Source organism: Pelomonas nitida, assembly GCF_043555975.1.
Taxonomy (GTDB): Bacteria; Pseudomonadota; Gammaproteobacteria; order Burkholderiales; family Burkholderiaceae_C; genus Pelomonas; species Pelomonas nitida.
Window position 1 is genome coordinate 164,166 of the sequence record NZ_JBIGIA010000011.1, and the last position, 23,036, is coordinate 187,201.

Genomic DNA, 23,036 nt, shown 5'->3' on the forward strand with positions numbered 1-23,036 from the left:
CGCGCGCCGGGACATGAGAGTTGTTTTTGCCGGTACGCCGGAGTTCGCCGCCGTCGCGCTCGACGCCCTGCTGGCCGCCGGTTTCACCGTGCCGCTGGTGCTGACCCAGCCCGACCGCCCGGCCGGCCGCGGCATGAAGCTGCAGGCCTCGGCCGTCAAGCAGCGGGCCGTCGACGCGGGAATCCCGGTCGCGCAGCCGCAGGGGCTGAAGCTCGATGGCAAGTACGCCACCGACGCGGCTGCGGCGCGCGAGGCGCTGCTGGCGGCGGATGCCGACGTCATGGTCGTCGCCGCCTACGGCCTGATCCTGCCGCAGTGGGTGCTCGATTTGCCCCGGCGCGGCTGCCTGAACATCCACGCATCGCTGCTGCCGCGCTGGCGCGGTGCGGCTCCCATCCACCGGGCCATCGAGGCCGGTGACGCCGAGACCGGCATCACTATCATGCAGATGGACGCCGGGCTGGACACGGGCGACATGCTGCTGGTCGGCCGAGAGGCCATCCGCGCCGACGACACGACCGCCGTGCTGCACGACCGGCTGGCGGCGATGGGCGGCACGCTCATCGTCCAGGCCTTGCAGGCTGCGAGCCTGACCCGCACGCCGCAGCCGGCCGAGGGCATCACCTACGCCCACAAGATCGAGAAGGCCGAGAGTCGCATCGATTGGGCTCAGACCTCACTCGAGATCGAGTGTCGTTTGCGAGCTTTCGATCCTTTCCCTGGCTGTGTGACTGAGTTTGACGGCGAGGCCATCAAGGTATGGCGTGCGCAGATTGTGGCTGGCCAAGGTGAGCCTGGCCTTGTGCTCGGACGGGGCGCTGATGGCCCCATCGTTGCTTGTGGCCAGGGGGCGCTTCAACTGACCGAGCTGCAACGCGCAGGTGGCAAGCGCGGGCCGGCGGCGGCCTTTCTGCAGGCTCGGCCGATCCAGGTCGGGGAGCGCTTCGACGCTTGAATCGGCCCGACCCGGCACCATTTGCGATGGCGTCGTTCACCCGAGGAGCCCACTGAGATGTTCAACCTCATGAAGACGGCCGTGCTGATGGCCGCCATCACCGCGCTGTTCATGGCCGTGGGCGTCATGATCGGTGGACGCACCGGCATGCTGATCGCGCTGCTGGTCGCCGTTGGCATGAACTTCTTCAGCTACTGGTTCTCGGCCGACATGGTGCTGAAGATGTACAACGCCCGCGAGGTGGATGCCTCGTCGGCGCCTCAGTTCTACAGCATGGTGGCCGAACTGGCCGGCCGGGCCGGCCTGCCCATGCCGCGCGTCTACCTGATCGACGAGGCCGCGCCCAACGCCTTCGCGACCGGCCGCAACCCCGAGCACGCGGCCGTCGCCGCCACCACCGGCATCCTGCGGGTGCTGTCGGAGCGGGAGTTGCGGGGCGTCATGGCGCATGAACTGGCCCATGTGGCCAACCGCGACATCCTGACCAGCACCATCAGCGCGACGATGGCGGGTGCGATCTCCATGCTGGCCAATTTCGCCGGCTTGTTCGGCGGCCGCGACGAGCATGGGCGGCCGACCAGCCCGATTGCCGGCATCGCCGTGGCCATCCTCGCGCCGCTGGCGGCCAGCCTGATCCAGATGGCCATCAGCCGGGCGCGCGAGTTCGAGGCCGACCGTGGCGGCGCCGAGATCTCCGGCGACCCGGCGGCGCTGGCATCGGCGCTGGACAAGATCCACCGCGTTGCCCAGGGCATTCCGCTCGGCACCGCCGAGGCCCACCCCGAGACGGCGCAGATGATGATCATGAACCCCTTGTCCGGGGGCGGGCTGCGGGGCTTGTTCTCCACGCATCCGTCCACCGAGGAGCGCATCGCGCGCCTGATGGAGATGGCGCGGCGTTGACCCGCCCGCCGCTCAAGTTGCCCGCATCCGAGCCGATACCCCAGCAGATGAAGCGTCCTGTCCTGCTCCTCCTCCCGTTGCTGCTGGTGCTGAGCGCCTGCGAGCAGCTGGGCATCGACGACCCTGCCAAGGTGGCCGCGGCCAAGGAGGCCGACGGCAAGGCCATCGGCAGCGCCTGCCGGCACGCGATGCGCGCCATCGAGGACTGCTATGTGCTCAACCCCAAGGCGCAAAAGGCGGCCGTCTACGCCGGCTGGCGCGACATGGACGAGTACATGCGCGAGAACAAGCTCGAAGGCATCGCACCGGTCGTGCCCCGCCCCGGCGCCAAGCCGGTGGTGACCGAGGACGCGGCCGACAAGGCCGACGAGAAGGCGGAAAAGGCAGAGAAACCCGCCGACAAGGCCAAGGGCCACTGACCGGCGCGCGCAGGCGCATTTCAGCCCGCCGATCCGGCGAGTCGTCGCGCCGGGCAGGGCGGCGGCCGGCAGGCTCGGCAACATGCGGCCATCACAACCCCGATGGAGCCCGTCATGTACCCCACCCGCCGCCTTGTCGCCCTTGGTCTTGTCGCTGCCAGCCTGTGTGGCGCCGCCCAGGCCTGGAGCTGGGGCTCGGCCGAGCGCGTCACCGGCAACGGCGACGTGACCACCGAGGCGCGTGACCTGGGCGGCTTCGACGCCGTGGCGCTGAGCGACAGCTTCGATGTCGTCATCCGCCAGGGCAGCGGCCACAAGGTCGAGGTCAAGGCCGACCGCAACCTGTTGCCCTACATCGAGACGCGGGTCGTCGACGGTGGCAAGGGGCGCACGCTGCAGATCGGCACGCGCCGCGACACCAGCCTGTCCATGGCCGGCACGCCGACCATCGCCATCGAGCTGCCGGCGCTGCGTGGCGTGTCGGTGGCGGGTTCCGGCAAGGTCAAGGTCGAGGCGGTGAAGTCGGCCGGTGTCGATGCCGACGTCGCCGGCTCGGGCGACATCCGCTTCGCGCAGCTGGACGTCGAGCGCCTGACGATGCGGGTCAGCGGCAGCGGCGACATCGTGGCCGCCGGCCGCTGCGGCGACGCGCAGGTCTCCATCGCCGGCAGCGGCGACGTGCGGGCCGGCGACCTCGTGGCGCAGGAGGTCAAGGTCAACATCGCCGGCAGCGGAGATGCACTCGTCAACGCAGCCAAGCGCCTGAAGGTGTCCATCGCCGGCAGCGGCGATGTGAAGTACAGCGGCTCGCCCGAGATCTCCAGCTCCGTCGTCGGCAGTGGCAAGGTGCGCCGGGTCAACTGACGCTGCCGGCCGGCTTTTTGCCGGCGCTTGCCGGGTGGCGCGCGCCGGCGCCGACAATGGCGGCATGCAGTGGATGAACAAGCTGCGCGAACTGGCCCGGGACCCCGCGTTCCGCCAGGGCGCGCACGACATGGCCTCGCCCTCCCTGGGCCTGGCGGCCTGGGGGTTGGTGACCGGCGTCACGATGGTCAAGAGCGGGCTCAGCCTGCCGCTGGCCTGCGGCATGTCGCTGCTGGTGTTCGCCGGCAGTGCGCAGCTGACGGCCTTGCCGTTGATCGCCGCGGGCGCCCCGATGTGGGTGCTGATGGCCACGGCGTTCTGCGTGAACCTGCGTTTCGTCATCTTCAGCGCGCACTGGCGGCACTATTTCGGCCACCTGCCGCGCTGGCGCCGGCTGCTCAACGGCTATCTGGCGGCGGATTTGAACTTCGTCTATTTCGTCAAGCGGTGGCCCGACCCCGTGCCGGCGCCGGCTCAGCAGCGCTATTTCTGGGGCGGCGTGGCGGTGAACTGGCCCACCTGGCAGCTGTGCTCGTTCACCGGCATCTTCCTGGCCGACCGCATTCCCACGCAGTGGGGCATCGGCTTCGCGGGGGTGCTGGCGCTGCTGGGGCTGTCGTACTCGCTGCTCACCGAGCGCATGCTGTGGTGGGTGGCCGTGACGGCGGGCGCGGTGTCCATCGCCACCTACTCGCTGCCGCTGAAGCTGAACATCCTGTGCGCCATCCTGGCGGCCGGGGCCGTCGGCTGGTGGCTGGACGCGCGCAAGGCCCGCCATGAGTGAGGCCCTCACCTGGGTGGCGCTGGTGCTGCTGGCCGGCATCACGGTCGTCACGCGTGGCTTTTTCATGCTCGCCGACAAGCCGCTGCCCATCCCCGGCTGGCTGCGCGAGCTGCTGAAGGTCGCGCCGCTGGCGGCGCTGGCGGCGGTCATCGCGCCGGAGATCTTCATGACGCAGGGCCATGTCATCACCACCTGGCAGGACGCGCGCTGGCCCGGCGCGCTCGCCGGGACGGCCTATTTCTTCTGGCGTCGGGGCATCCTCGGCACCATCCTGGTCGGCATGGCGGTCATGCTGGTGTTGAAGCTCGGGCTCGACTGGTAACCGGACGTGGCGCGGGCGCGGCGAGAATCCGGCAGGATTTCTCAACCGTACCCGTCCCAACCATGAATGTCATTCGCTTCTCCGACCTGATCGCCGCCGGCAAGGTGGCCGGCCAGCGCGTCTTCATCCGCGCCGACCTCAACGTGCCGCAGGACGACAGCGGCCGGATCACCGAGGACACCCGCATCCGCGCATCGCTGCCCGCCATCAAGATGGCGCTGGACGCGGGCGCTGCCGTCATGGTCACGTCCCACCTGGGGCGCCCGACCGAAGGGGAGCTGAAGCCGGAAGACTCGCTGGCGCCCGTGGCGCAGCGCATGTCCGAGCTGCTGGGCCGCCCGGTGCCGCTGCAGCGCGACTGGGTCGACACCGTTTCCGTCGCGCCGGGGCAGCTGGTTTTGCTGGAGAACTGCCGCGTCAACAAGGGCGAGAAGAAGTGCAGCGAGGAGTTGTCGAAGAAGCTCGCCTTGCTGTGCGACATCTTCGTGCACGACGCCTTCGGCACCGCCCACCGCGCCGAGGCCACCACCTACGGCATCGCCAAGTACGCCAAGATTGCTTGCGCCGGCCCGCTGCTGGCCGCCGAGATCGACGCCATCACCAAGGCGCTGGCCAATCCGCGCCGCCCGCTGGTGGCCATCGTGGCCGGCTCCAAGGTGTCCACCAAGCTGACCATCCTGCAGAGCCTGGCGAGCAAGGTCGACGGCCTCATCGTCGGCGGCGGCATCGCCAACACCTTCATGCTGGCGGCCGGTCTCAAGATCGGCAAGTCGCTCGCCGAGCCCGACCTGGTGGACCAGGCCAAGGCCGTCATCGCCGCGATGAAGGCGCGTGGCGCCGACGTGCCCATCCCCGAGGACGTGGTCACGGCCAAGACCTTCGCGGCTGGCGCGACGGCATCCGTGAAGGCCGCTGCCGACGTGGCCGACGACGACCTGATCCTGGACATCGGCCCCAAGACGGCGGCCAAGCTGGCCGACAAGCTGATGGCTGCCGGCACCATCGTCTGGAACGGCCCGGTGGGCGTGTTCGAGTTCCCGGCGTTCGCGCAGGGCACCGAGACGATCGCGCGCGCCGTCGCCGAGAGCCTGGCCTTCAGCATCGCGGGTGGCGGCGACACGCTGGCCGCCATTGCCAAGTACGGCATCGAGAAGGAAGTGGGCTACATCTCCACCGGCGGTGGTGCATTCCTGGAAGTGCTGGAAGGCAAGACGCTGCCGGCCTTCGAGATTCTCAGCAAGCGCGCCGCTGGCTGATCCCGCCCACACCGAGACATGCCAAGGCCCCGATGGGGCCTTTTTGCATGACGCCGGTTGCGCGTTCTGCATGGGTCCCCAGCAAACGCGCATCGGCGGGTGCCGAAACGAGGCGTAATCTCCCGGGTTCCGCTCTGCATTTCCGCTGCCATGGAAAAGAACAACGCTCCCTTGTCGCCCGCCGAAGCCGCGCTGCGCGACGCCGCCCGTGAGTACCACCGCGCCCCCACGCGCGGCAAGATCTCCGTCACGCCCACCAAGGCGCTCTCCAACCAGCGCGACCTGTCGCTGGCCTACTCGCCCGGCGTGGCCTACCCCTGCCTCGACATCGAGCGCGATCCGTCGCTGGCGGCCGAGTTCACGTCGCGCGGCAACCTGGTCGGTGTCATCACCAACGGCACGGCCGTGCTGGGCCTGGGCGACATCGGCCCGCTGGCCGCCAAGCCGGTCATGGAAGGCAAGGGCTGCCTGTTCAAGAAGTTCGCGGGTGTCGACGTGTTCGACATCGAACTCGCCGAACGCGACCCCGACAAGCTCATCGACATCATCGCGGCGATGGAGCCTACGCTGGGCGGCATCAACCTCGAGGACATCAAGGCGCCCGAGTGCTTCTACATCGAGCGCGAACTGTCCAAGCGCATGAACATCCCGGTGTTCCACGATGACCAGCACGGCACGGCCATCATCTCCAGCGCCGCGCTGCTGAACGGGCTGGAACTGGTGGGCAAGGACATCGGCTCGGTCAAGGTGGCCGTGTCCGGCGCCGGCGCCGCGGCCATCGCCTGCCTGGACGTCATGGTGGGCCTGGGCGTGAAGCGCGCGAACGTGTTCGTCTGCGATTCGCGCGGCGTCATCCAGTCCGAGCGTGAAGACGCCAAGGCCGGCAAGCTCGACGATTCCAAGCAGCGCTACTGCCAGGTCACGTCGGCGCGCACGCTGGCCGACGTGGTGGCCGGTGCCGACGTCTTCCTCGGCTGCTCGGCGGCCGGCGTGCTCAGTGCCGACATGGTCAAGACCATGGGCACGCAGCCCATCATCCTGGCGCTGGCCAACCCCGAGCCGGAGATCCGCCCCGAGCTGGCCAAGGCCGTGCGGCCCGACTGCATCGTCGCCACGGGCCGCAGCGACTACCCCAACCAGGTCAACAACGTCCTGTGCTTCCCCTACATCTTCCGTGGCGCGCTGGACTGCGGCGCCACCAAGATCACCGAGGGCATGAAGCTGGCCTGCGTGCGCGAGATCGCCGCGCTGGCCAAGGCCGAGACGAGTGACGAAGTGGCCGCAGCCTACGCCGGCCAGGAGCTGGCGTTCGGCCCCGACTACCTGATCCCCAAGCCCTTCGACGCGCGGCTGATCCTGCGCATCGCGCCGGCCGTGGCGGCCGCCGCGGCGGCCGATGGCGTGGCCACGCGCCCGATCGACGACCTGGCGGCCTATCGCCAGTCGCTGGAGCGCTTCGTCTACCAGACCGGCATGTTCATGCGCCCGGTGTTCTCGGCCGCCAAGGCCATGGGCGCGTCGGGCTCGCCGGCCCGCGTCATCTATGCCGAAGGCGAGGACGAGCGCGTGCTGCGCGCCGTGCAGGTGGCGCTGGATGAAGGCCTGGCCAAGCCCACCCTGATCGGCCGCCCGGCGGTGCTCGAAGCGCGCATCCAGCGCGCCGGCCTGCGCCTGAAGCTGGGCGACGACGTGGCCGTCATCGACCCCGAGGACGACCCGCGCTTCCGCCAGTACTGGGAGGCCTATCACGCCCGCATGAAGCGCAACGGCGTGACGCCCGAGATGGCCAAGTCGGCCGTGCGGCGCTCCAACACCGCCATCGGCGCGCTGGCCCTCGAGCTGGGCGACGCGGACGCGATGATCTGCGGCATGGTGGGTCGTTTCGACCGCCACCTGGAGCAGGTGCGAGACCTTGTCGGCCTGCGTGCCGGCGCGCGTCAGTTCGCGGCGATGAACGCGCTGATGCTGGAGAAGATGACGCTGTTCATCACCGACACCTTCGTCAACGACGACCCGACGGCCGAGGAGCTGGCCGACATCGCCGCCATGGCGGCCGAGGAAGTCAGCCGCTTCGGCCTGCCGCCCAAGGCAGCCTTCGTCAGCCACTCGATGTTCGGCTCCAGCACACGGCCGTCGGCGCTGAAGATGCGCCGCGCGCACGAGCTGTTCTCCGCCGCCCACCCCGAGGTGGAATGCGACGGCGAGATGCACGGCGATGCGGCGCTGTCGGAAAGCGTGCGCCACGCCTTCCTGCCCGACAGCAAGCTCACGGGTGCCGCCAACCTGCTGGTGCTGCCGACGCTGGACGCCGCCAACATCCTGTTCAACGTGCTGAAGATCAGCGCCAGCCAGGGTGTGACCATCGGCCCCATCCTGCTGGGTGCGGCCCGGCCGGTGCACATCCTGACGCCGTCGGCCACGGTGCGCCGCATCGTCAACATGACGGCGCTGGCGGCGGCTGACGTGCTGGAAGCGAAGAACGCCGGCTGAGCGGCGCGGGCTGCGCGGCCGCCTGACCGGTGGCCGCGCAGTGCCCCGGCTGTAACTGAACGATCAAAGACATGAGCGTTGACCAGGCCGTTCGCCTCGAAGCCCTCGACCCCGGCCACCCCCAGGCCCAGGCGCTGATGGCGCAGTCCGAGGCGCTGATGAGCGCGCTCTACCCGAGCGAGAGCAACCATTTCGAGCCGGCCTCGGGCCTGCGCCCGCCCGGCGGCCGCTTCTTCGGCGCCTGGCAGGGCGAGCGCCTGCTGGGCTGCGGCGGCGTGAAGTGCTTCGTGGCCGGCGATGAGCCGGCGTACGGCGAGATCAAGCGGCTTTTCGTGCGGGACGAGGCCCGTGGCCGCGGCTTGGCCAAGCGCCTGATGGCGCTCCTCGAAGCCGAGCTGCAGGGGCTGGGCATCGAGGTGGCGAGGCTTGAAACGGGCATCTACCAGCCGGAGGCGCTGGCGCTGTACCGGGGCCTCGGTTATGCCGAGCGCCCGCCCTTCGGCGGCTATGCGCTCGACCCCTTGAGTGTTTTCTTCGAGAAGCGTCTGGCGCCGCCGGCGGGCTGAAACGCGACGAAACTTCTGGCGGCCGGCGCGGCCCATAATTCCGCCGCTTCAGATAAGCCACGAGACAAGCCATGACCCGCGCCACCAAGATCGTCGCCACCCTCGGCCCCGCTTCCAACACGCCGGAGGTGCTCGAAAAGATGATCCGCGCCGGCGTCGACGTCGTGCGGCTCAACTTCTCGCACGGCAAGGCCCAGGACCACATCGACCGCGCGAACATGGTGCGCGCGGCGGCCGAGCGCGTCGGCAAGTCGGTGGCCATCATGGCCGACCTGCAAGGCCCCAAGATCCGCGTCGGCAAGTTCGAGAACGGCAAGATCGAGCTGATTCCCGGCAACAAGTTCATCCTGGATGCCGACCGCACCGAGCTGGGCAACCAGGACATCGCCGGCCTGGACTACAAGGAACTGCCGCGCGACGTGAAGCCCGGCGACACGTTGCTGCTCAACGACGGCCTGCTGGTGCTGACCGTCGACCATGTGCGTGGCGCGCAGGTGCACACCACCGTCAAGCTGGGCGGCGAACTGTCCAACAACAAGGGCATCAACAAGCAGGGCGGCGGCCTCACGGCGCCGGCGCTGACCGGCAAGGACATGGAGGACATCAAGACGGCGATGTCTTTCCAGTGCGAGTACCTGGCGGTGAGCTTCCCGAAGAACGCCACCGACATGGAGATGGCGCGCCAGCTCGCCAACGTGGCCGGCGAGCCCTACCGGCACAAGCCGGCCATGATCGCCAAGATCGAGCGCTACGAGGCCATTCCCCACCTCGAAGCCATCCTGAAGGCCAGCGACGGCATCATGGTGGCGCGCGGCGACCTGGCCGTGGAAGTGGGCAACGCGGCCGTGCCGGCGCTGCAAAAACGCATGATCAAGATGGCGCGTGAGCTGGACAAGGTGTCCATCACGGCCACGCAGATGATGGAGTCCATGATCGTGAACCCGGTGCCCACGCGCGCCGAGGTCAGTGACGTGGCCAACGCCGTGCTGGACGGCACCGACGCCGTCATGCTGTCGGCCGAGACGGCCGCCGGCAAGTTCCCGATCGAGACCGTCGAGCAGATGGCCGCCATCGCGCTGGAGGCCGAGCGCGCCGAGTTCGTCACGCTGGACACCGACTTCGCCGGCCGCCAGTTCGGTCGCATCGACCAGTCCATCGCGATGGGCGCGCTGTTCACGGCGCATCACCTCGGTTGCAAGGCCATCCTGGCGCTGACCGAGTCGGGCTCCACCGCGCTGTGGATGAGCCGCCACCGCATCAACGTGCCCATCTTCGGCCTGACCAGCCAGGTCGTCAGCCAGCGCCGCATGGCGCTGTACCGCAACGTCACGCCGCTGCTGATGCCGCAGTTCAATGACCGCGACGAGGCGCTGGCGGCGGCCGAGAAGCTGCTGGTGGAGCGCGGCGTGCTGATGCCGGGCGACACCTACGCCATCACCTGCGGCGAGCCCATGGGCTATCCCGGTGGCACCAACATGCTGAAGGTCTGCCGCGTCAACTGACGCCCCCTCAGCGGCTTCGCCGGCCCCTCACGGAGCCGCTGGCTGGGAAGCCGGCGGCGGGCGGCGGCTTCGTGAACTCCATCGTGGGGCGGCGGTTCAGCTCACCGCCAGTGCCAGGACCGTCAGCGTCATGACGCCGGTGGCCAGCCAGCCCAGCACGCGCAGCCGCCTGCCGATGGCGTGGCCGCCCATGACGGACGGGCGCGTGGCCAGCACCATCATCGCCACCATGATGGGCACGGCCGTGACGCCGTTGAACACGGCCGACCAGAACAACTCCTTGACCGGGTCCATCGGCGTGAAGCACAGCGCCACGCCGCCCAGCGTCGCGGCGGCGATGACGCTGTAGAAGCCGCGCCCCTCGCCCCGTTCGAGCTTGAGGTTGAGCGAGCCGCGCCAGCCGGCCACCTCGGCCACGGCATAGGCGGCCGAGCCCGCCAGCACCGGCACGGCCAGCATGCCGGTGCCGATGATGCCCAGCGCGAACAGCAGCGCCGCGTGCTCGCCCGCGAGCGGGCGCAGCGCCTCCACGGCCTGGGCCGAGGTCTGGATGTCGGTGAGGCCGGCGGCGTGCAGCGTGACGGCCGTGGACAGCATGATGAAGAAGGCGATGAGGTTGGAGAACCCCATGCCGATGTTGGTGTCGAACTTGATGCGGCGCAGGTGCTGCTTGACCTCCTGCGGCGTGTGCGGTTCGCCCGCACCGGCGGCGCGGTCCTCCACCTCCTGGCTGGCCTGCCAGAAGAACAGGTAGGGGCTGATCGTCGTGCCGAACAGCGCCACGATCATCAGCAGCGTGTCGCGGTTCCAGTGGATGTCGGGGTGCAGCGTGCGCACCAGCACGTCGCGCCAGTCCAGGTGCAGCACCAGCACCACGCCCACATAGGCCAGCAGGGCCAGCGTCAGCCACTTGAGCCAGCGCACATAGCTCTGGTAGGGCAGGAAGACCTGCATGACCGCGCTGGCCAGGCCGAAGGTGAGGGCGTAGACATGGGTCGAGCCGCCCAGCAGCAGGCGCAGCGCTTCCGCCATGGCGGCGATGTCGGCGGCGATGTTCAGCGTGTTGGCGGCCAGCAGCAGCCCCACCAGCGCCAGCAGCACGGGCCGGGGGAAGGCCCGCTTGAAGTTGGCGGCCAGGCCTTTGCCGGTCACATAGCCGATGCGCGCGCTGACGATCTGGATGGCGGCCATCAGCGGCAGCGTGATGACCAGGCTCCACAGCATCGAGTGGCCGAACTGCGCGCCGGCCTGGGAGTAGGTCGCGATGCCGCTCGGGTCGTCGTCGGCGGCTCCGGTGATGAGGCCGGGGCCGAGTTGGCGGAGGGCGAGGCGGAGTCGATTGAGCATGGCGACAGCCTAATCGTGCAAGCCTGTGCGACCTGGTGGGCGCGGGCGCGGGAAAGGCTGCGGTCAGTCACCCACAAGCCGGCTGTCATACCCACGCCCAAGAATTTGCCCATGACTGCCGCGCCCCGAGATCCCGCTGCCAGCCTGGACGTGGTTCTGCCGGCGTTCAACGAGGCTGCCAACCTGCCCGCACTGTTCGCGCAACTGCGGCGTGTGCTGAGCGCGCTGACGCCACGCTGGCGCATCCTGCTCATCGACGATGGCAGTGGCGACGACACCGCCGCCGTGGCGCTTGGCGCCATCCGCGCGGGCCTGCCGCTGCGCTACGTGAGGCTGTCGCGCAACTTCGGCAAGGAGGCGGCGCTGACCGCCGGCCTGGCGCTGGCCGACGCCGACCGGGTGGTACTGATGGACGCCGATGGGCAGCACGCGCCGGAGCTGGTGGCCGCCATGCACCAAGCCTGGCTGGGCGGCGCCGACATGGCTTGCGCGGTGCGCTCCAACCGCGATGAGGAGGGCTGGGTCAAGCGCCTGGGCACGCGGCTGTTCTACCGCTTCGTCAACGCGTTCACGCGGCTGCACATTCCGCCGGACGCCGGCGACTTCCGGCTGCTGGATCGCCGTGTCGTGCAGGCGCTGAATGCGCTGCCCGAGCGCAACCGTTTCATGAAGGGCTTGTATGCCTGGGTGGGCTATCGCACGGAGTTCCTGCCCTACAAGCCCAGGCCGCGCGTCGGCGGGCGCACGCATTTCTCGCTGGGCCGCCTGCTGCAGCTGGCCTTCACCGGGGTCACCGCGTTCAGCAACCTGCCGCTGCGCATCTGGAGTTCGCTGGGCGGCGTCATCGCGCTGGTGGCCTTGGGCTATGGCGGCTGGATCGCCGTGGAGCACCTGCTGTATGGCCACCCCATCCCGGGCTGGCCTACCGTCGTCGTCGGGCTGATGTTCTTCAGCGGCGTGCAGCTGCTGTCCATCGGCATCATCGGCGAGTACGTGGGACGCATCTTCGACGAGGTCAAGCAGCGGCCGGTCTATCTCGTCGCGCAGGACACGGGCGCCCCGACATGACGCGGCCCCGCCGGCTGGCCGTCTGCGCGGACGACTATGGCCAGGGCGCGGCCGTCGACCGCGGCATCCTCGCGCTGGCGCAGCAGGGGCGGCTCACGGCCTTCAGCTGCCTGGTCACATCGCCGCGGTGGGCGCATGCGGGCCTGGCGCTGCCCGACGGCGGCGTGGCCACCGGGCTGCATGTCAACCTGACCGAGGGCGAGCCGCTGAGCCCCGCCCTGCGCAAGCACTGGCCCCGCTTTCCGCGCCTGGGGGCGCTCATCGCGCTGGCTCATCTGGGCCGGCTGCCGGCGGCGCTGGCCGGCGAGGTTCAGGAGCAGCTACGCCGCTTCGTCGACGTCACCGGGCGAGGCCCCGCGTTCATCGACGGTCACCAGCACGTGCATGCGCTGCCCGGCGTGCGGCCGCTCGTGCTGGCCATGGCGCGCGGGCTGCATCTGCCGGTGCGCAACACGGGCCGCGTGCTGGGGCCGGGCTTCCCGGTCAAGCGCCGTGTCATCGAGGCTTGCGGCGGCCGGCAGCTGACCGAATGTCTGCACGGGTTGGGCCTGCCGGCGGCGACGGCGCTGCTGGGCGTGTACGACTTCGACCCTCGCGCCGACTACCGGGCGCTGATGCGCGGCTGGCTGCGCGAGGCCCCCGACGGCGCGCTGCTGTTCTGCCACCCGGCCGAGGGCACGGCCGATCCCGGCGACGCCATCGGGGCAGCGCGCGTGCGCGAGATGGCCTATCTCGCGAGCGACGCCTTCACCGCCGACCTGGCGGAGTTCGGCGTCGTGCTCGGCTGAGCCAAGGCCGAGGCCTCATGGGCAGTTGCCCGGTGGTGGCAGCGCGTACAGCGTCGCCCGCCGGCCGGTGAAGACGGGCTGCGCATCCGGCAGCGCGTGCGCCGGCATGGCGACAAGCCAGAGCCGCCCCGCCGCGCAGCGTTCGCGCGCCAGGCGGGCGGGCGTCCACAGCACCTGCTCGCCATGGCCGGGGTCGAAGCGGGCCGCGTCCAGTAACTCGCGCTGCCAGTTGTCGCCGCCTTGCGAGCGCAGCGCGTCCCAATCGGCCAGCACGGCCGGCGCGGTGGTCAGCCGGGCCTGCAGGCGCAGGTCGAAGAACGGGTCGCCGGTGACGAGCACACGGTCCCCGGGCGCCAGGCGCGCCCGCAGTGCGGCGCCCACGTCGGCGTCGTCCGGCTTGCCCCAGTGCATGAACGCCGGCACGGCGGCCACGCACAGCAGCGCGCTGACGACCGCCATGCCGCGTGCCGCGCGGCGGCCGCGCCAGGCCTGCGCCAGCAGCAAGGCCAGCGGCACCAGGGCCGGCAGCACATAGCCCACCAGCTTGGAGCGCGGCGCCGAGAAGAACGCGACGACCACGAACACCCACCACAGGTCGACGCTCATGCGGCGCAGCGCTGCCGGCAGCCGCAGGCTCAGCGGCAGCGTGGCGAGCGGCAGCACGGCCAGGAAGAACCACCAGGGCTGCGCGTTGTTGAAGCGGGCCTCCGTGTAGCGGCGGAAATGCTGCTCGACGATGAAGTAGTCGAAGAAGCCCGGAAAGCGCTGCTGCATGGCCAGCATCCACGGCAGCGCGACCGCGGCGAAGACGCCCAGCGCCAGCGGATGCAGCGCGAAGCGCAGGTCGCCCCAGCGGCGCTGCAGCAGCAGACCCGGCAGCACCACCAGCCCCGGCAGCACGATGCCGATCAGCCCCTTGGACAGCAGCGCCAGCGCCATCGCGGCCCAGGCGCCGCACAGCCAGGCCAGGCTGCGCGATGGCAGGGCCCGCCGCACGGCGACGATGGCCAGCGAGATCCACCCGGCCACCAGCATGTCGTGGTTGGCGTACTGGGCGGCCAGGTAGAACAGCGGCAGCACGGCCAGCGTGACCAGCGCCTGCCGGGCGTCGCCCGTGCCGCCACGCGCTCTTGCCTCGATCCACAGCGCCAGGCCCATCAGCCAGGCGCCCAGCAGCGGCGCCGCGCGCAGCGCCAACGGCACGGGGCCCAGCAGCTGCAGGGCGGCCATGTCGACCCAGTACATCAGCGGCGGCTTGTGAAAGTAGGGCAGGCCGTAGAGCGTGGGCGTCAGTGCGTCGCCGCCGGCCAGCATCTCGTAGGCCACGCCGCCATAGCGGCCTTCGTCCGGCAGGGCCACCGGCCGCCAGGGCGCGCCGGCCAGCAGCCACAGCGCCAGCAGCATCAGCGGCAGGGCGGCGCGCAGCCGCGCCGACGTGAGGGACCGGGGGGCTGTGAGGATCGGAGTCGTGAGCGCCATGGCGCGCCAGCCTAGCGAGCGGGCATGACGGCTTGTTTCGGCCGGCTGACGCCAGGCTGATCGGGGGCTTCCGGCTTCGCGCTGGCGGATGGCGTCGTGGCGCCGGGCGTGGGCGCAGATATTGACGACGGGTTTGCGCGATATTGGTGCGGCAGGCCCAGTTATTGGGCGGGCCGCACGCCGAATATGCGTATTGCCTTATTCGGTGGCCGCGGGCGCCAAAACAATGCGCGGCAATTAATAAATCCCTGCCGAGGTGCCTGGGTGCTCGCTATGGGTGCAAATTCGTCGAACTGCGACGGCTGCTGAAGAAAGCGGCAGATGCCCTGCGGCAAGACCCGCTTCATGGGGGAAATCCCGGGTGTTGGCCTCTCGAGGCGACGTCGACGCCTTCGCCTTGTTGATGAATGCCGCAGCGTGTGTTGGTGAGGTTGTATTTCTGTTGGCCGCGCACCCCGGAAATTCCTGCAATACCGCACGAAACGGCGGAAATCTTGCGGCATCGGTATTCACCTCAATAGCTGCCGTCACCGAAAAAACAAATACTTTACTAAGTAGTACGAAAGACGCGGCTGTCCGCTTGGGGCGGCTTTTTGTTGGGATGAAGCGCTGTGCGCTCTACAGGAGTGAATGGGATGACTCATCAGAAATTTGGCCGGTTTGCCCTCACGACGCTTGGCGTGGCGGTGACGGCCATGGTGGCTGCGACCGCCGCCCACGCCCAAACGGCCAGTGCCGCGGCGAAGGCGGGCGCAAAGGACGCCGCCCCCGCCAAGGGCCAGGCGGCGCCACAAGACAAGGCCGCATCGCCAGACAAGACGGCCTCCTCGCGCGCCAGCGCGTCCACCACGTCCAACACCACGAACGCGAACGCCACCAAGAACACGATCGAATGGCTGGACGCGGTGCTGGTCAACGGGCGCCAGCAACTCGGCGGCGGCCTGATGTCGCTGCAGGCGGCGCCCAAGGCGGTGTCCACCATCACGCGCGCGGCCATCGAGGACGCGGCGCCCAGCGCCACCTACGCGCAGCTGATCGACACCATCCCCGGTGTCGTGGCCATCACCGATGACCCGAGCGGCCTGTTCGACGCGAACTACCAGATCCGCGGCTTCACCAACGACCAGATCGGCGTCACGGTGAACGGTGCGCCCGTCAACGACAGCGGCAACTACCGCGTCTACCCGACGGAGTACGGTGACACGGAGAACATGAACGACATCACCGTGCTGCACGGCTACCCGGACGTGGACCAGGCGGTCGCGGGTGCGGCGGGCGGCTCGATCGCGTGGTCCACCATCGACCCGTCGCACAAGTTCAGCGTCGACACCACGCTCTCCGGCGGCAGCCGCAACTATCAGCGCCAGTTCGTGCGCGTGCAGACGGGTGACCTCGGGCCCGTGCGTTCGTGGTTGTCCTATTCCCACAACAGCACGGACATCTGGCGAGGCAAGGGCGATGCCCAGGTCTGGAAGGTGGACGGCAAGTCCGTCTGGACCATCGACAGCGGCAACTCCATCACCGCGTCGCTGCAGTACAACCACCTGATCCGAACCGGCGGCTACAGGTTCCAGACGCAGGCGACGGCGGCGTCCAACTACGAGGCCAACTACGACACCGAGTACACCGGGTCCAACACCGCCTACTACAAGCTGCACGTCAACCCGTTCAAGGACTACATGCTGAGTCTGGACGGCGAGTTCACGCTGACCCCGTCGCTGCACCTGACGGTGATCCCGTACTTCCAGTACGGCTCGGGTGGTGCGGGCTCCGGCTACACCTTCACCGAGAACACGGCTGCGGGCAACGTGGGCCGCTTCAGCTACGTCAACTACGACCTGGACGGCGACGGGCTCGTCACCAACGGCAAGAGGGTCATGACGTATTCCTACGCCGGCTCGCAGACCTGGCGCCCGGGCGTGATCGCCAAGCTGATCCAGGACTTCGGCGACACCGACACGCTGACCTACGGCGTCTGGTTCGACCGGCCGCGCCAGCAGCAGGACCAGACCTATTCCAGGGTCGACGCCGCTGGCAACCCGTCGGACATCTGGGGCGAGAGCAACCGCATCGGCTATGTGGCCGACGGCGGGCCGCAGTACAACTACCACGACTACACCACCACCACGCTCAAGCGCGCCTTCGTCAGCAACGAGTGGACGCCGAACGACCGCTGGACCGTCACGCTGGCCGGCGCCTACACGAGCGTCGAGCGCAAGGGCTTCGGCTATCAGCACTACGGTGCGCACGCGGCCTCCGCGAGCCTGGACTATCTCAACCAGTACGGCGGCTACAGCGCCCATACCTGGAACAAGTTCACCCCGTCGGCCGGCGTGAAGTACCAGTTCGACCGTGCCAACCAGGTCTACCTGGGCTACGGCCGCAGCTTCCGCGCGCCGGTCAATGGCGTCATCACGCAAAGCGATGCCGTTCGCGCCTTCTACGAGCAGAACCCCGATGAGGTGGCGTTCAGCGGCTACACGCCCGCGCAGCTGCAGGCGGCACTGAGCAAGCTGGCCGTCAATCAGCCCGAAACGGCCGACACGCTGGACTTCGGCTGGCGCTTCTACCAGGGCGCCTTCTCCGGCAGTGTCAATGTCTATGGCGCCAACCTGAAGAACAAGCAGGTCAACGGCTACGACAGCGCCAGCGGCCAGACCGTCTACCTGGCCGTGCCCATGCTGCACCAGCGCGGCGTCAACGCCGAAGGCGCGTACAAGCTGAGCCGCAGCCTGAGCCTGTATGCGTCGTACGCGTACACCAAGTCCACCATCATGGACGATACCTTCGCGCTGGGCGACGGCACCTACCCCACGGCCGGCAAGGCGTTCGTGAACATCCCGAAGAACGCCGTCGCGCTCGGCGTGAACTACCGCAGCGGCCCCTTCTTCATGAGCATGAACGCGAAGTACCGCAGCGAGTTCTGGGCCGACTGGGTGAACACCGAAAAAGCCCCCGGCTACGCCACCGTGAACCTGAACACCGGCTGGAACTTCGGCGACGTGGCGTCGTGGGCGCACAAGGTCAAGCTCAAGCTCAACGTCACCAATCTGACCGACAAGAAGGCGGTGACCTTCGCGAGCGCCACCAACTTCCTGTCCAACAACCCGGCGGGTGCGGGCCAACTGATCGACGCGACCACGGGCAATGCGCTGTACGCCAGCGCGTCCACCTACAACCTGCTGGCACCGCGCTCGGTGATGTTGACGCTGAGCGCGTCGTTCAACTGATCCCATCGTCAGACAGCGCCCCGCGCCTGGGTGTGCCGGCTTGTGCCGGCGTGCGGGCGGGGTGCTGACCCCAACATGTGCCGGCCACAGCGCCGGTGAGGCAAGGAATCCCTTCATGAAGAAGATCAAGTTCTGGATGGCTGGTGCCGCGGCGACGATGCTGACGGCGATGGCCGGATGCGGCGGTGGCGGCGACGAGGCTCACGAGCCGCCCACGCTGACCGCGACGTTGCCGACCTCGGCCACGGCCGGCGTGCCGGTGACCATCACCGGCATCACGGCGACCAACACCACGACGCTGACCGTGGACTGGGGCGACGGCACGCAGGACGCGCCGGCCACCATCCCGACCAGCCTGTCGCACACCTACGCGGCCACCGCGACCTGCGTGAAGGCCGGGCTGTGCACCATCGACGTGGCGGTGCTGGGCTGGGGCCAGGCCGTCCAGCAGAAGGGCAGCGTCGTCGTCAGCCCGGCGCCGACGCTGGCCGCCACGCTGCCGGCCACCGGCACGGCGGGGGTGGCCTACACCATCACCGGCGTCGCCGCGGCCAATGGCACGGCGCTGTCCATCGACTGGGGTGACGGCACGAAGGAAAAGCCGGCCGTCAGCTCGACGAGCCTGACCCACACCTACGCCACGTCGGGCAGCTACGCCATCGGCATGGTGCTGACCGGCAGCAACGGCAGCTCCGCCGAGCAGAAGGGCAGCATCATGATCGTCGACCCGGCGGTGCTGGCGCTGACGGCCACGTTGCCCACCAGCGGCGTGACGGGCACCGGCGTCAACATCACCGGCATCACGGTCAGCAACGGCACCGCGCTGAGCGTGGACTGGGGCGACCTCACGAAGGATGCCGCCGACGTGACCTCGACGACGCTGACCCATGCCTACGCGGCGACCGGCACCTACACCATCGCCATGACGCTCACCGGCCCGGCCGGCAGCACGCCCGTCACCAAGACCGGCAGCATCACGATCGACACGCCGGAGCTGTTCATCAACCGCTACATCTCGGGTTCCAGCAACAACAAGGCGCTGGAGATCTACAACCCGACCGGGCAGGCCGTCGACCTGAGCTATTACGTGGTGGAACTGTGGTCCAACGGCCGCGGCCCGGCCTACACCACGCCCGTCGCCACCGGCGCCACGCCGACAGCGGCGCTGCACCTCAGCGGCACGCTGCCTCCCGGCAGCACCAAGCTCATCGTGAACTACCAGGCCACGCTGGCGGGCCTCACCTCGGTGACGGGCTCCATCCCCGGGCGCAACGACAACCCGACCGGCACCTCCGACGTGACCGCCTTCAACGGCGACGACGTGGTGTTGCTGCTGAAGTCCACGACGGCCGACACGGGCACGGCCCCACGGGCCTGCGCCCGCGACACGGCAGGCGTGACGGCCTGTACCGTGGTCGACAGCTTCGGCGTGCTGGGCAAGCGCCCGACGACGGGCGCGAGCTGGGGCGGCACGGCCACGCCGGCCATCCGGCACACGCTGCATCGCAAGCTCGGCATCGGCAAGGGCAGCGTGCCGACGGCCACGGCCGCCGACCCGTGGTGGGATCCCACCGCGGAGTACGACGTGCTCGACGCCGACAGCCTGACCGGACTCGGCAGCCGCTGAGGCCCCTGGCCACGGGACCGGGCGTCAGCCGTCCCGTGGCCCTGCACACGCAGCCCTGCGTTCGCGACAGGGCTTTTTCATTGGGAATGCATGAACATGACCTTCTCTCGCCAGCGGCTGCGCCGCCTGCTGTCGGCCCTCGCGGCCGCCAGTGCCCTCACCGCCGCGCCCGCAGCCTTGGCCTGGAGTCACCTCGGCCACTGGCTGGTGGGTGAACTGGCGCAGCCGCTGCTCACACCCGCCGCGCAGCAGCAGGTCGCCGTGCTGCTGCAGGGCGAGCCCAATCCGACGCTGGCCGGCGTGGCGTCCTGGGCCGACGAGCTGCGTGGCGGCAGCGACGCGGACCTCGCCCGCAAGACTGCCAAGTGGCATTACGTCGACCTCGACCCCGAACGCTGCGACTACCAGCCGCCGCGCGACTGCCCGGGCGGCAATTGCGTGATCGCGGCCATCGACACGCAGAGCAAGATCCTCGCCGACACCGCGCAGCCACTCGAGGCGCGCCGCGATGCGCTGAAGTTCCTCGTCCACTTCATCGGCGACGTGCACCAGCCGCTGCATGCGGGCGCCCGGCCGATGGCCGAGGGCGGCGACGACGCGGGCGGCAACAAATACCAGGTCAGCCTGCGCACGGCTGTCGCGCCCCAGGGGCGCAACGCGCGGCGGCAGGTGGCGGGCGGGCCCATCCCCACCAACCTGCACACCGTGTGGGACTACTACGCGCTCGAATCGGCCATCCTCCCGCCCGAGAAGTACGCCGCTCAGCTGCGGCAAGGCGGCATGGCCCCCGTGGCGCCGCAGGCGCTGGGCGGCCCGGCCGACTGGGCCGTCGAATCCTGCCGGGGCATCAACGCGCAAAGCCTCTACCCCCGTGGCGAGGATGGCGAGTGGCAGCACAAGCTCGGTGGCGCCTACCTCGATGCCCAGCGGCCGTACGCCGAGGCGCGCGTCCGCCTGGCAGCCGAGCGGCTGGCCACGGTGCTCAATGCCGCGTTGAAGTGAGCGGGAGGCGCGCCGTGAGACTGCGACTGCTCATCGCCCTGATGCTGTTGCCGCTGGCGGCCGCCGCGGTGCCTGACGCGGCCGCTGAGCGGACGGCGGCGCCGCAGACCGTCGCGTTGATCGCCGCCATCGGCGACCGCGTGGACGTGGTGCGCCAGCTCAAGCGCTCCAGTGGCCATGCGGAACCCTATGCGCGCAAGACGCTGCGGGTGTCGGGCCAGGCGCTGAACTTCGCCGTGCTGCGCGGGCTGGACAAGGCCTTGACCGAAGACGAACCCGACGCCCGCCATGTGCTGCTGCAGTGGGACATGCCGGCCGAGCTGCTGAACCAGCTCGCCAGGGCAGGGGCGGGCGTGCGGCGGGACATGGTCATCGCGGCGCTGGTGCAGCACCTGAGCAGCCTGCCGGAGCGCCAGGGCTGGGACCGCATCGAGGCCATCGTGCCGGCCTACCAGGACGAGGCGCAGCAAGGGCTGGGCAGCCGGCTCGGCGGCATCGGCGTGTATGTGCAGTCACAGGCGCGGCAGGATTTCGACATCGACGGCATGGCCGACGGCGAGCCGGCGGGCATGGTCACGAGCGAGGCCGACGGCGACTACCGCACCGTCAACCCCCGCACCGGCGAAACGGCACATGCCGCCACCTATGTCGCGCCCTACATGGGTTTTGAGCGCCTGAGCTTCGATGCCCGGTCCATGGCCCTCATCAGGCACGAGCACCATTTCGAACACACCAAGTACGCTGACCCGGACTCGACGGCGCTGGACGTCGGCAGCCAGATGAGCGGCACGACGCTGATCGGCAAGCTGGTCGAATCGGTGGAGCGCTCGGCCTACCGGGCCATCCGGCCGGTCACGCAGGCCGTGACGGTGACGGAGCCGAAGGTCTTGCCCGCGCCCGCGCCGCCGCCCGCCGGCAAGTAGCCGCCGGGCGCGGTGTTCAGCCCTCGCGGCGCGGCAGCCGCCGCGTGCCGCCGATGGGCAGCGTGAAGAAGGCGTCTTCGGCGAGGCCCAGCGCCGCGCGTTGGCGGGCGAGCTGGCGCGGCGGCTCGTCCAGCGACTCATCGGTGAGTTCGAAGGTGCCCCAATGCACGCCCAGCGAGGCCTTGGCGCCCAGGTCGGCATGGATCTTCAGCGCCTCCTCGACATTGACGTGCTGCTCCTTCATGAACCAGCGCGGCTCGTAGGCGCCGATCGGGATCAGCGCGAGGTCGAAGCCGCCGTGCTGCTGGCGCGGCGCGAGGCGCTCGCGGATGTCCGCAAAGTCGCGCGAGTAGCCGGTGTCGCCCGCGAAGAAGAGGTGGCAGTCGGGCGCGAACACGGCGAAGCCGCCCCACAGCGTCTTCATGCGGTCGCCCAGGCCGCGCGCCGACCAGTGGTTGGCCGGCACCAGCTGCATCTCGATCCCCGACAGCGTCTCGGACTGCCACCAGTCCAGCTCCACGACACGGCTCACGCCGCGGGCGCGGAACCAGGCCGCCAGGCCCAGCGGCACGACGAACAGCGGGCTGCCGCCCGGCTGGGCCGCCAGCGCCCGGCAGGAGGGTAGGTCGAGGTGGTCGTAGTGGTTGTGGGAGACGAGCACCGCGTCGATGGGCGGCAGCGCGGCCAGCGCGACACCGGGCGGCTGCTCGCGCCGCGGCCCGACGAAGGACAGCGGCGAGGCGCGCTCCGAGAAGATCGGGTCGGTCAGCACGTTCAGGCCGCCCAGTTGCGCCAGCACGGTGGCATGGCCGATCCAGGTCACGGCGGGCTGCTGGCCCGGGCCGCGATTGGCGTTCAGGAAGGCGAGGTCGGCCGGCTGCGTCGGAATGGGCTCGACGGGGCGGCGGGGTAGGCCTTGCCGCGCGGCGTTCCAGCGCCAACGCAGCACATCGGCCAGCGACTTGGGTTCGAAGTCGCCGTGGTTGTTCTGGAAGCCGCCGTCGCGGTGGTGGGCGGGGCGGCTCACCGGGTGACGATGTCGCGGTGCAGCGGGGCCATGCGCGCGAGCAGCTCGTTCTGCGTCGAGAACGGCACGCGGGCACGGTCCATGGCGAGCTGCAGGTGCTCGACCAGCGCATTGAAGTCGCGCTTGGCCAGGCCCAGGTGGGCGTGGGCGTCCTTCATGCCGACGCCGTCGTAGACACAGGGGCCACCCGCGACGACGCAGAAGTAGTCGGCCAGCACGCGCTTGAGGTAGCGCGGGTTGAGGCCCTCGAAGAAGCGGGCGATGCGGGCGTCCTGGAGCATGCTGTCGTAGAAATCGTCGGTGAAGCGCTGGATGGCCTCGCGGCCGCCCAGGGCCTGGTAGAGCCGGTCGTCGGCCGGGAGGGGGGCGGTGCCGGGCACCACGGTGGCCGGGCCGGTCTGCGCGAGCAGTGCCGGTGCCGGCAGCGCCAGCGCCAGCGCAACGGGGAGGGCCAGGGCGGGCTTCATGCCGATGCTCCTGGCCC

General features: G+C 69.7%; 20 protein-coding genes. 16 read left to right on the top strand and 4 right to left on the bottom strand.

What is annotated here, in order from left to right:
• The first annotated feature begins 13 nt into the window (after positions 1–13).
• From fmt to pyk, 10 genes are all read left to right on the top strand, one after another.
• The gene (gene fmt / locus ACG00X_RS15570) at positions 14–955 is read left to right on the top strand and encodes a methionyl-tRNA formyltransferase (RefSeq protein WP_394489168.1); all 942 of its coding nucleotides are present in this window, start codon (positions 14–16) and stop codon (positions 953–955) included.
• Positions 956–1,012: 57 nt separating this feature from the next.
• Positions 1,013–1,858: a zinc metalloprotease HtpX gene (gene htpX, locus ACG00X_RS15575; RefSeq protein ID WP_394489110.1), complete on the top strand. Its 846-nt coding sequence runs from the start codon at positions 1,013–1,015 to the stop codon at positions 1,856–1,858.
• Positions 1,859–1,905: 47 nt separating this feature from the next.
• Positions 1,906–2,277: a hypothetical protein gene (locus tag ACG00X_RS15580; RefSeq protein ID WP_394489111.1), complete on the top strand. Its 372-nt coding sequence runs from the start codon at positions 1,906–1,908 to the stop codon at positions 2,275–2,277.
• Positions 2,278–2,391: 114 nt separating this feature from the next.
• Positions 2,392–3,141: a head GIN domain-containing protein gene (locus ACG00X_RS15585; RefSeq protein ID WP_394489112.1), complete on the top strand. Its 750-nt coding sequence runs from the start codon at positions 2,392–2,394 to the stop codon at positions 3,139–3,141.
• 64 nt (positions 3,142–3,205) lie between these two features.
• Entirely contained in the window at positions 3,206–3,925 is a 720-nt protein-coding gene (locus ACG00X_RS15590; protein ID WP_394489113.1) for an AzlC family ABC transporter permease, read from the top strand.
• Entirely contained in the window at positions 3,918–4,247 is a 330-nt protein-coding gene (locus ACG00X_RS15595; protein ID WP_394489114.1) for an AzlD domain-containing protein, read from the top strand. The genes ACG00X_RS15590 and ACG00X_RS15595 overlap by 8 nt, the downstream gene beginning before the upstream one ends.
• A gap of 62 nt (positions 4,248–4,309) precedes the next feature.
• Complete coding sequence (locus ACG00X_RS15600; protein WP_394489115.1) at positions 4,310–5,503, top strand: phosphoglycerate kinase; 1,194 nt, start codon at positions 4,310–4,312, stop codon at positions 5,501–5,503.
• A gap of 150 nt (positions 5,504–5,653) precedes the next feature.
• On the top strand, positions 5,654–7,993 hold the full coding sequence (locus ACG00X_RS15605) for an NADP-dependent malic enzyme (protein ID WP_394489116.1): 2,340 nt from the start codon (positions 5,654–5,656) through the stop codon (positions 7,991–7,993).
• A gap of 71 nt (positions 7,994–8,064) precedes the next feature.
• Positions 8,065–8,559 (top strand): GNAT family N-acetyltransferase, encoded by a 495-nt coding sequence (locus ACG00X_RS15610; RefSeq protein ID WP_394489117.1) that lies wholly within the window; start codon positions 8,065–8,067, stop codon positions 8,557–8,559.
• A 71-nt stretch (positions 8,560–8,630) separates the two neighbouring features.
• Entirely contained in the window at positions 8,631–10,061 is a 1,431-nt protein-coding gene (gene pyk, locus ACG00X_RS15615; RefSeq protein ID WP_394489118.1) for a pyruvate kinase, read from the top strand.
• A 96-nt stretch (positions 10,062–10,157) separates the two neighbouring features.
• On the opposite strand, the gene ACG00X_RS15620 is transcribed toward pyk, so the two are convergent.
• A complete protein-coding gene (locus tag ACG00X_RS15620) occupies positions 10,158–11,408 on the bottom strand; it encodes an NRAMP family divalent metal transporter (RefSeq protein ID WP_394489119.1) in 1,251 nt (416 codons plus the stop codon).
• A 111-nt stretch (positions 11,409–11,519) separates the two neighbouring features.
• Here ACG00X_RS15620 and ACG00X_RS15625 point away from each other — a divergent pair, with 111 nt between their 5' ends.
• Positions 11,520–12,476 (top strand): glycosyltransferase family 2 protein, encoded by a 957-nt coding sequence (locus ACG00X_RS15625; RefSeq protein ID WP_394489120.1) that lies wholly within the window; start codon positions 11,520–11,522, stop codon positions 12,474–12,476.
• Positions 12,473–13,264, top strand: a complete 792-nt coding sequence (locus ACG00X_RS15630; RefSeq protein ID WP_394489121.1) for a ChbG/HpnK family deacetylase — start codon at positions 12,473–12,475, stop codon at positions 13,262–13,264. The genes ACG00X_RS15625 and ACG00X_RS15630 overlap by 4 nt, the downstream gene beginning before the upstream one ends.
• A 15-nt stretch (positions 13,265–13,279) precedes the next feature.
• On the opposite strand, the gene ACG00X_RS15635 is transcribed toward ACG00X_RS15630, so the two are convergent.
• Complete coding sequence (locus tag ACG00X_RS15635; protein ID WP_394489122.1) at positions 13,280–14,743, bottom strand: ArnT family glycosyltransferase; 1,464 nt, start codon at positions 14,741–14,743, stop codon at positions 13,280–13,282.
• Between the two features lie 635 nt (positions 14,744–15,378).
• On the opposite strand from ACG00X_RS15635, the gene ACG00X_RS15640 reads away from it, so the two are divergent.
• The 4 genes from ACG00X_RS15640 to ACG00X_RS15655 all read left to right on the top strand — a co-directional run bounded on the left by ACG00X_RS15640 (position 15,379) and on the right by ACG00X_RS15655 (position 21,525).
• Entirely contained in the window at positions 15,379–17,973 is a 2,595-nt protein-coding gene (locus tag ACG00X_RS15640) for a TonB-dependent receptor (protein ID WP_394489123.1), read from the top strand.
• Between the two features lie 115 nt (positions 17,974–18,088).
• A complete protein-coding gene (locus ACG00X_RS15645; protein ID WP_394489124.1) occupies positions 18,089–19,600 on the top strand; it encodes a lamin tail domain-containing protein in 1,512 nt (503 codons plus the stop codon).
• Positions 19,601–19,696: 96 nt separating this feature from the next.
• Positions 19,697–20,602 (top strand): S1/P1 nuclease, encoded by a 906-nt coding sequence (locus tag ACG00X_RS15650; RefSeq protein ID WP_394489126.1) that lies wholly within the window; start codon positions 19,697–19,699, stop codon positions 20,600–20,602.
• Positions 20,603–20,616: 14 nt separating this feature from the next.
• Positions 20,617–21,525: a hypothetical protein gene (locus ACG00X_RS15655; protein ID WP_394489128.1), complete on the top strand. Its 909-nt coding sequence runs from the start codon at positions 20,617–20,619 to the stop codon at positions 21,523–21,525.
• A 16-nt stretch (positions 21,526–21,541) separates the two neighbouring features.
• Here the strand turns inward: ACG00X_RS15655 and ACG00X_RS15660 are convergent, their stop codons facing one another.
• Together ACG00X_RS15660 and ACG00X_RS15665 are read right to left on the bottom strand one after the other, a co-directional pair.
• Positions 21,542–22,552 carry an MBL fold metallo-hydrolase gene (locus tag ACG00X_RS15660; RefSeq protein ID WP_394489129.1) on the bottom strand — a complete coding sequence of 337 codons (1,011 nt, stop codon included), beginning with the start codon at positions 22,550–22,552 and terminating at the stop codon, positions 21,542–21,544.
• The gene (locus ACG00X_RS15665; protein ID WP_394489130.1) at positions 22,549–23,019 is read right to left on the bottom strand and encodes a group I truncated hemoglobin; all 471 of its coding nucleotides are present in this window, start codon (positions 23,017–23,019) and stop codon (positions 22,549–22,551) included. The genes ACG00X_RS15660 and ACG00X_RS15665 overlap by 4 nt, the downstream gene beginning before the upstream one ends.
• Positions 23,020–23,036 lie beyond the last annotated feature (17 nt).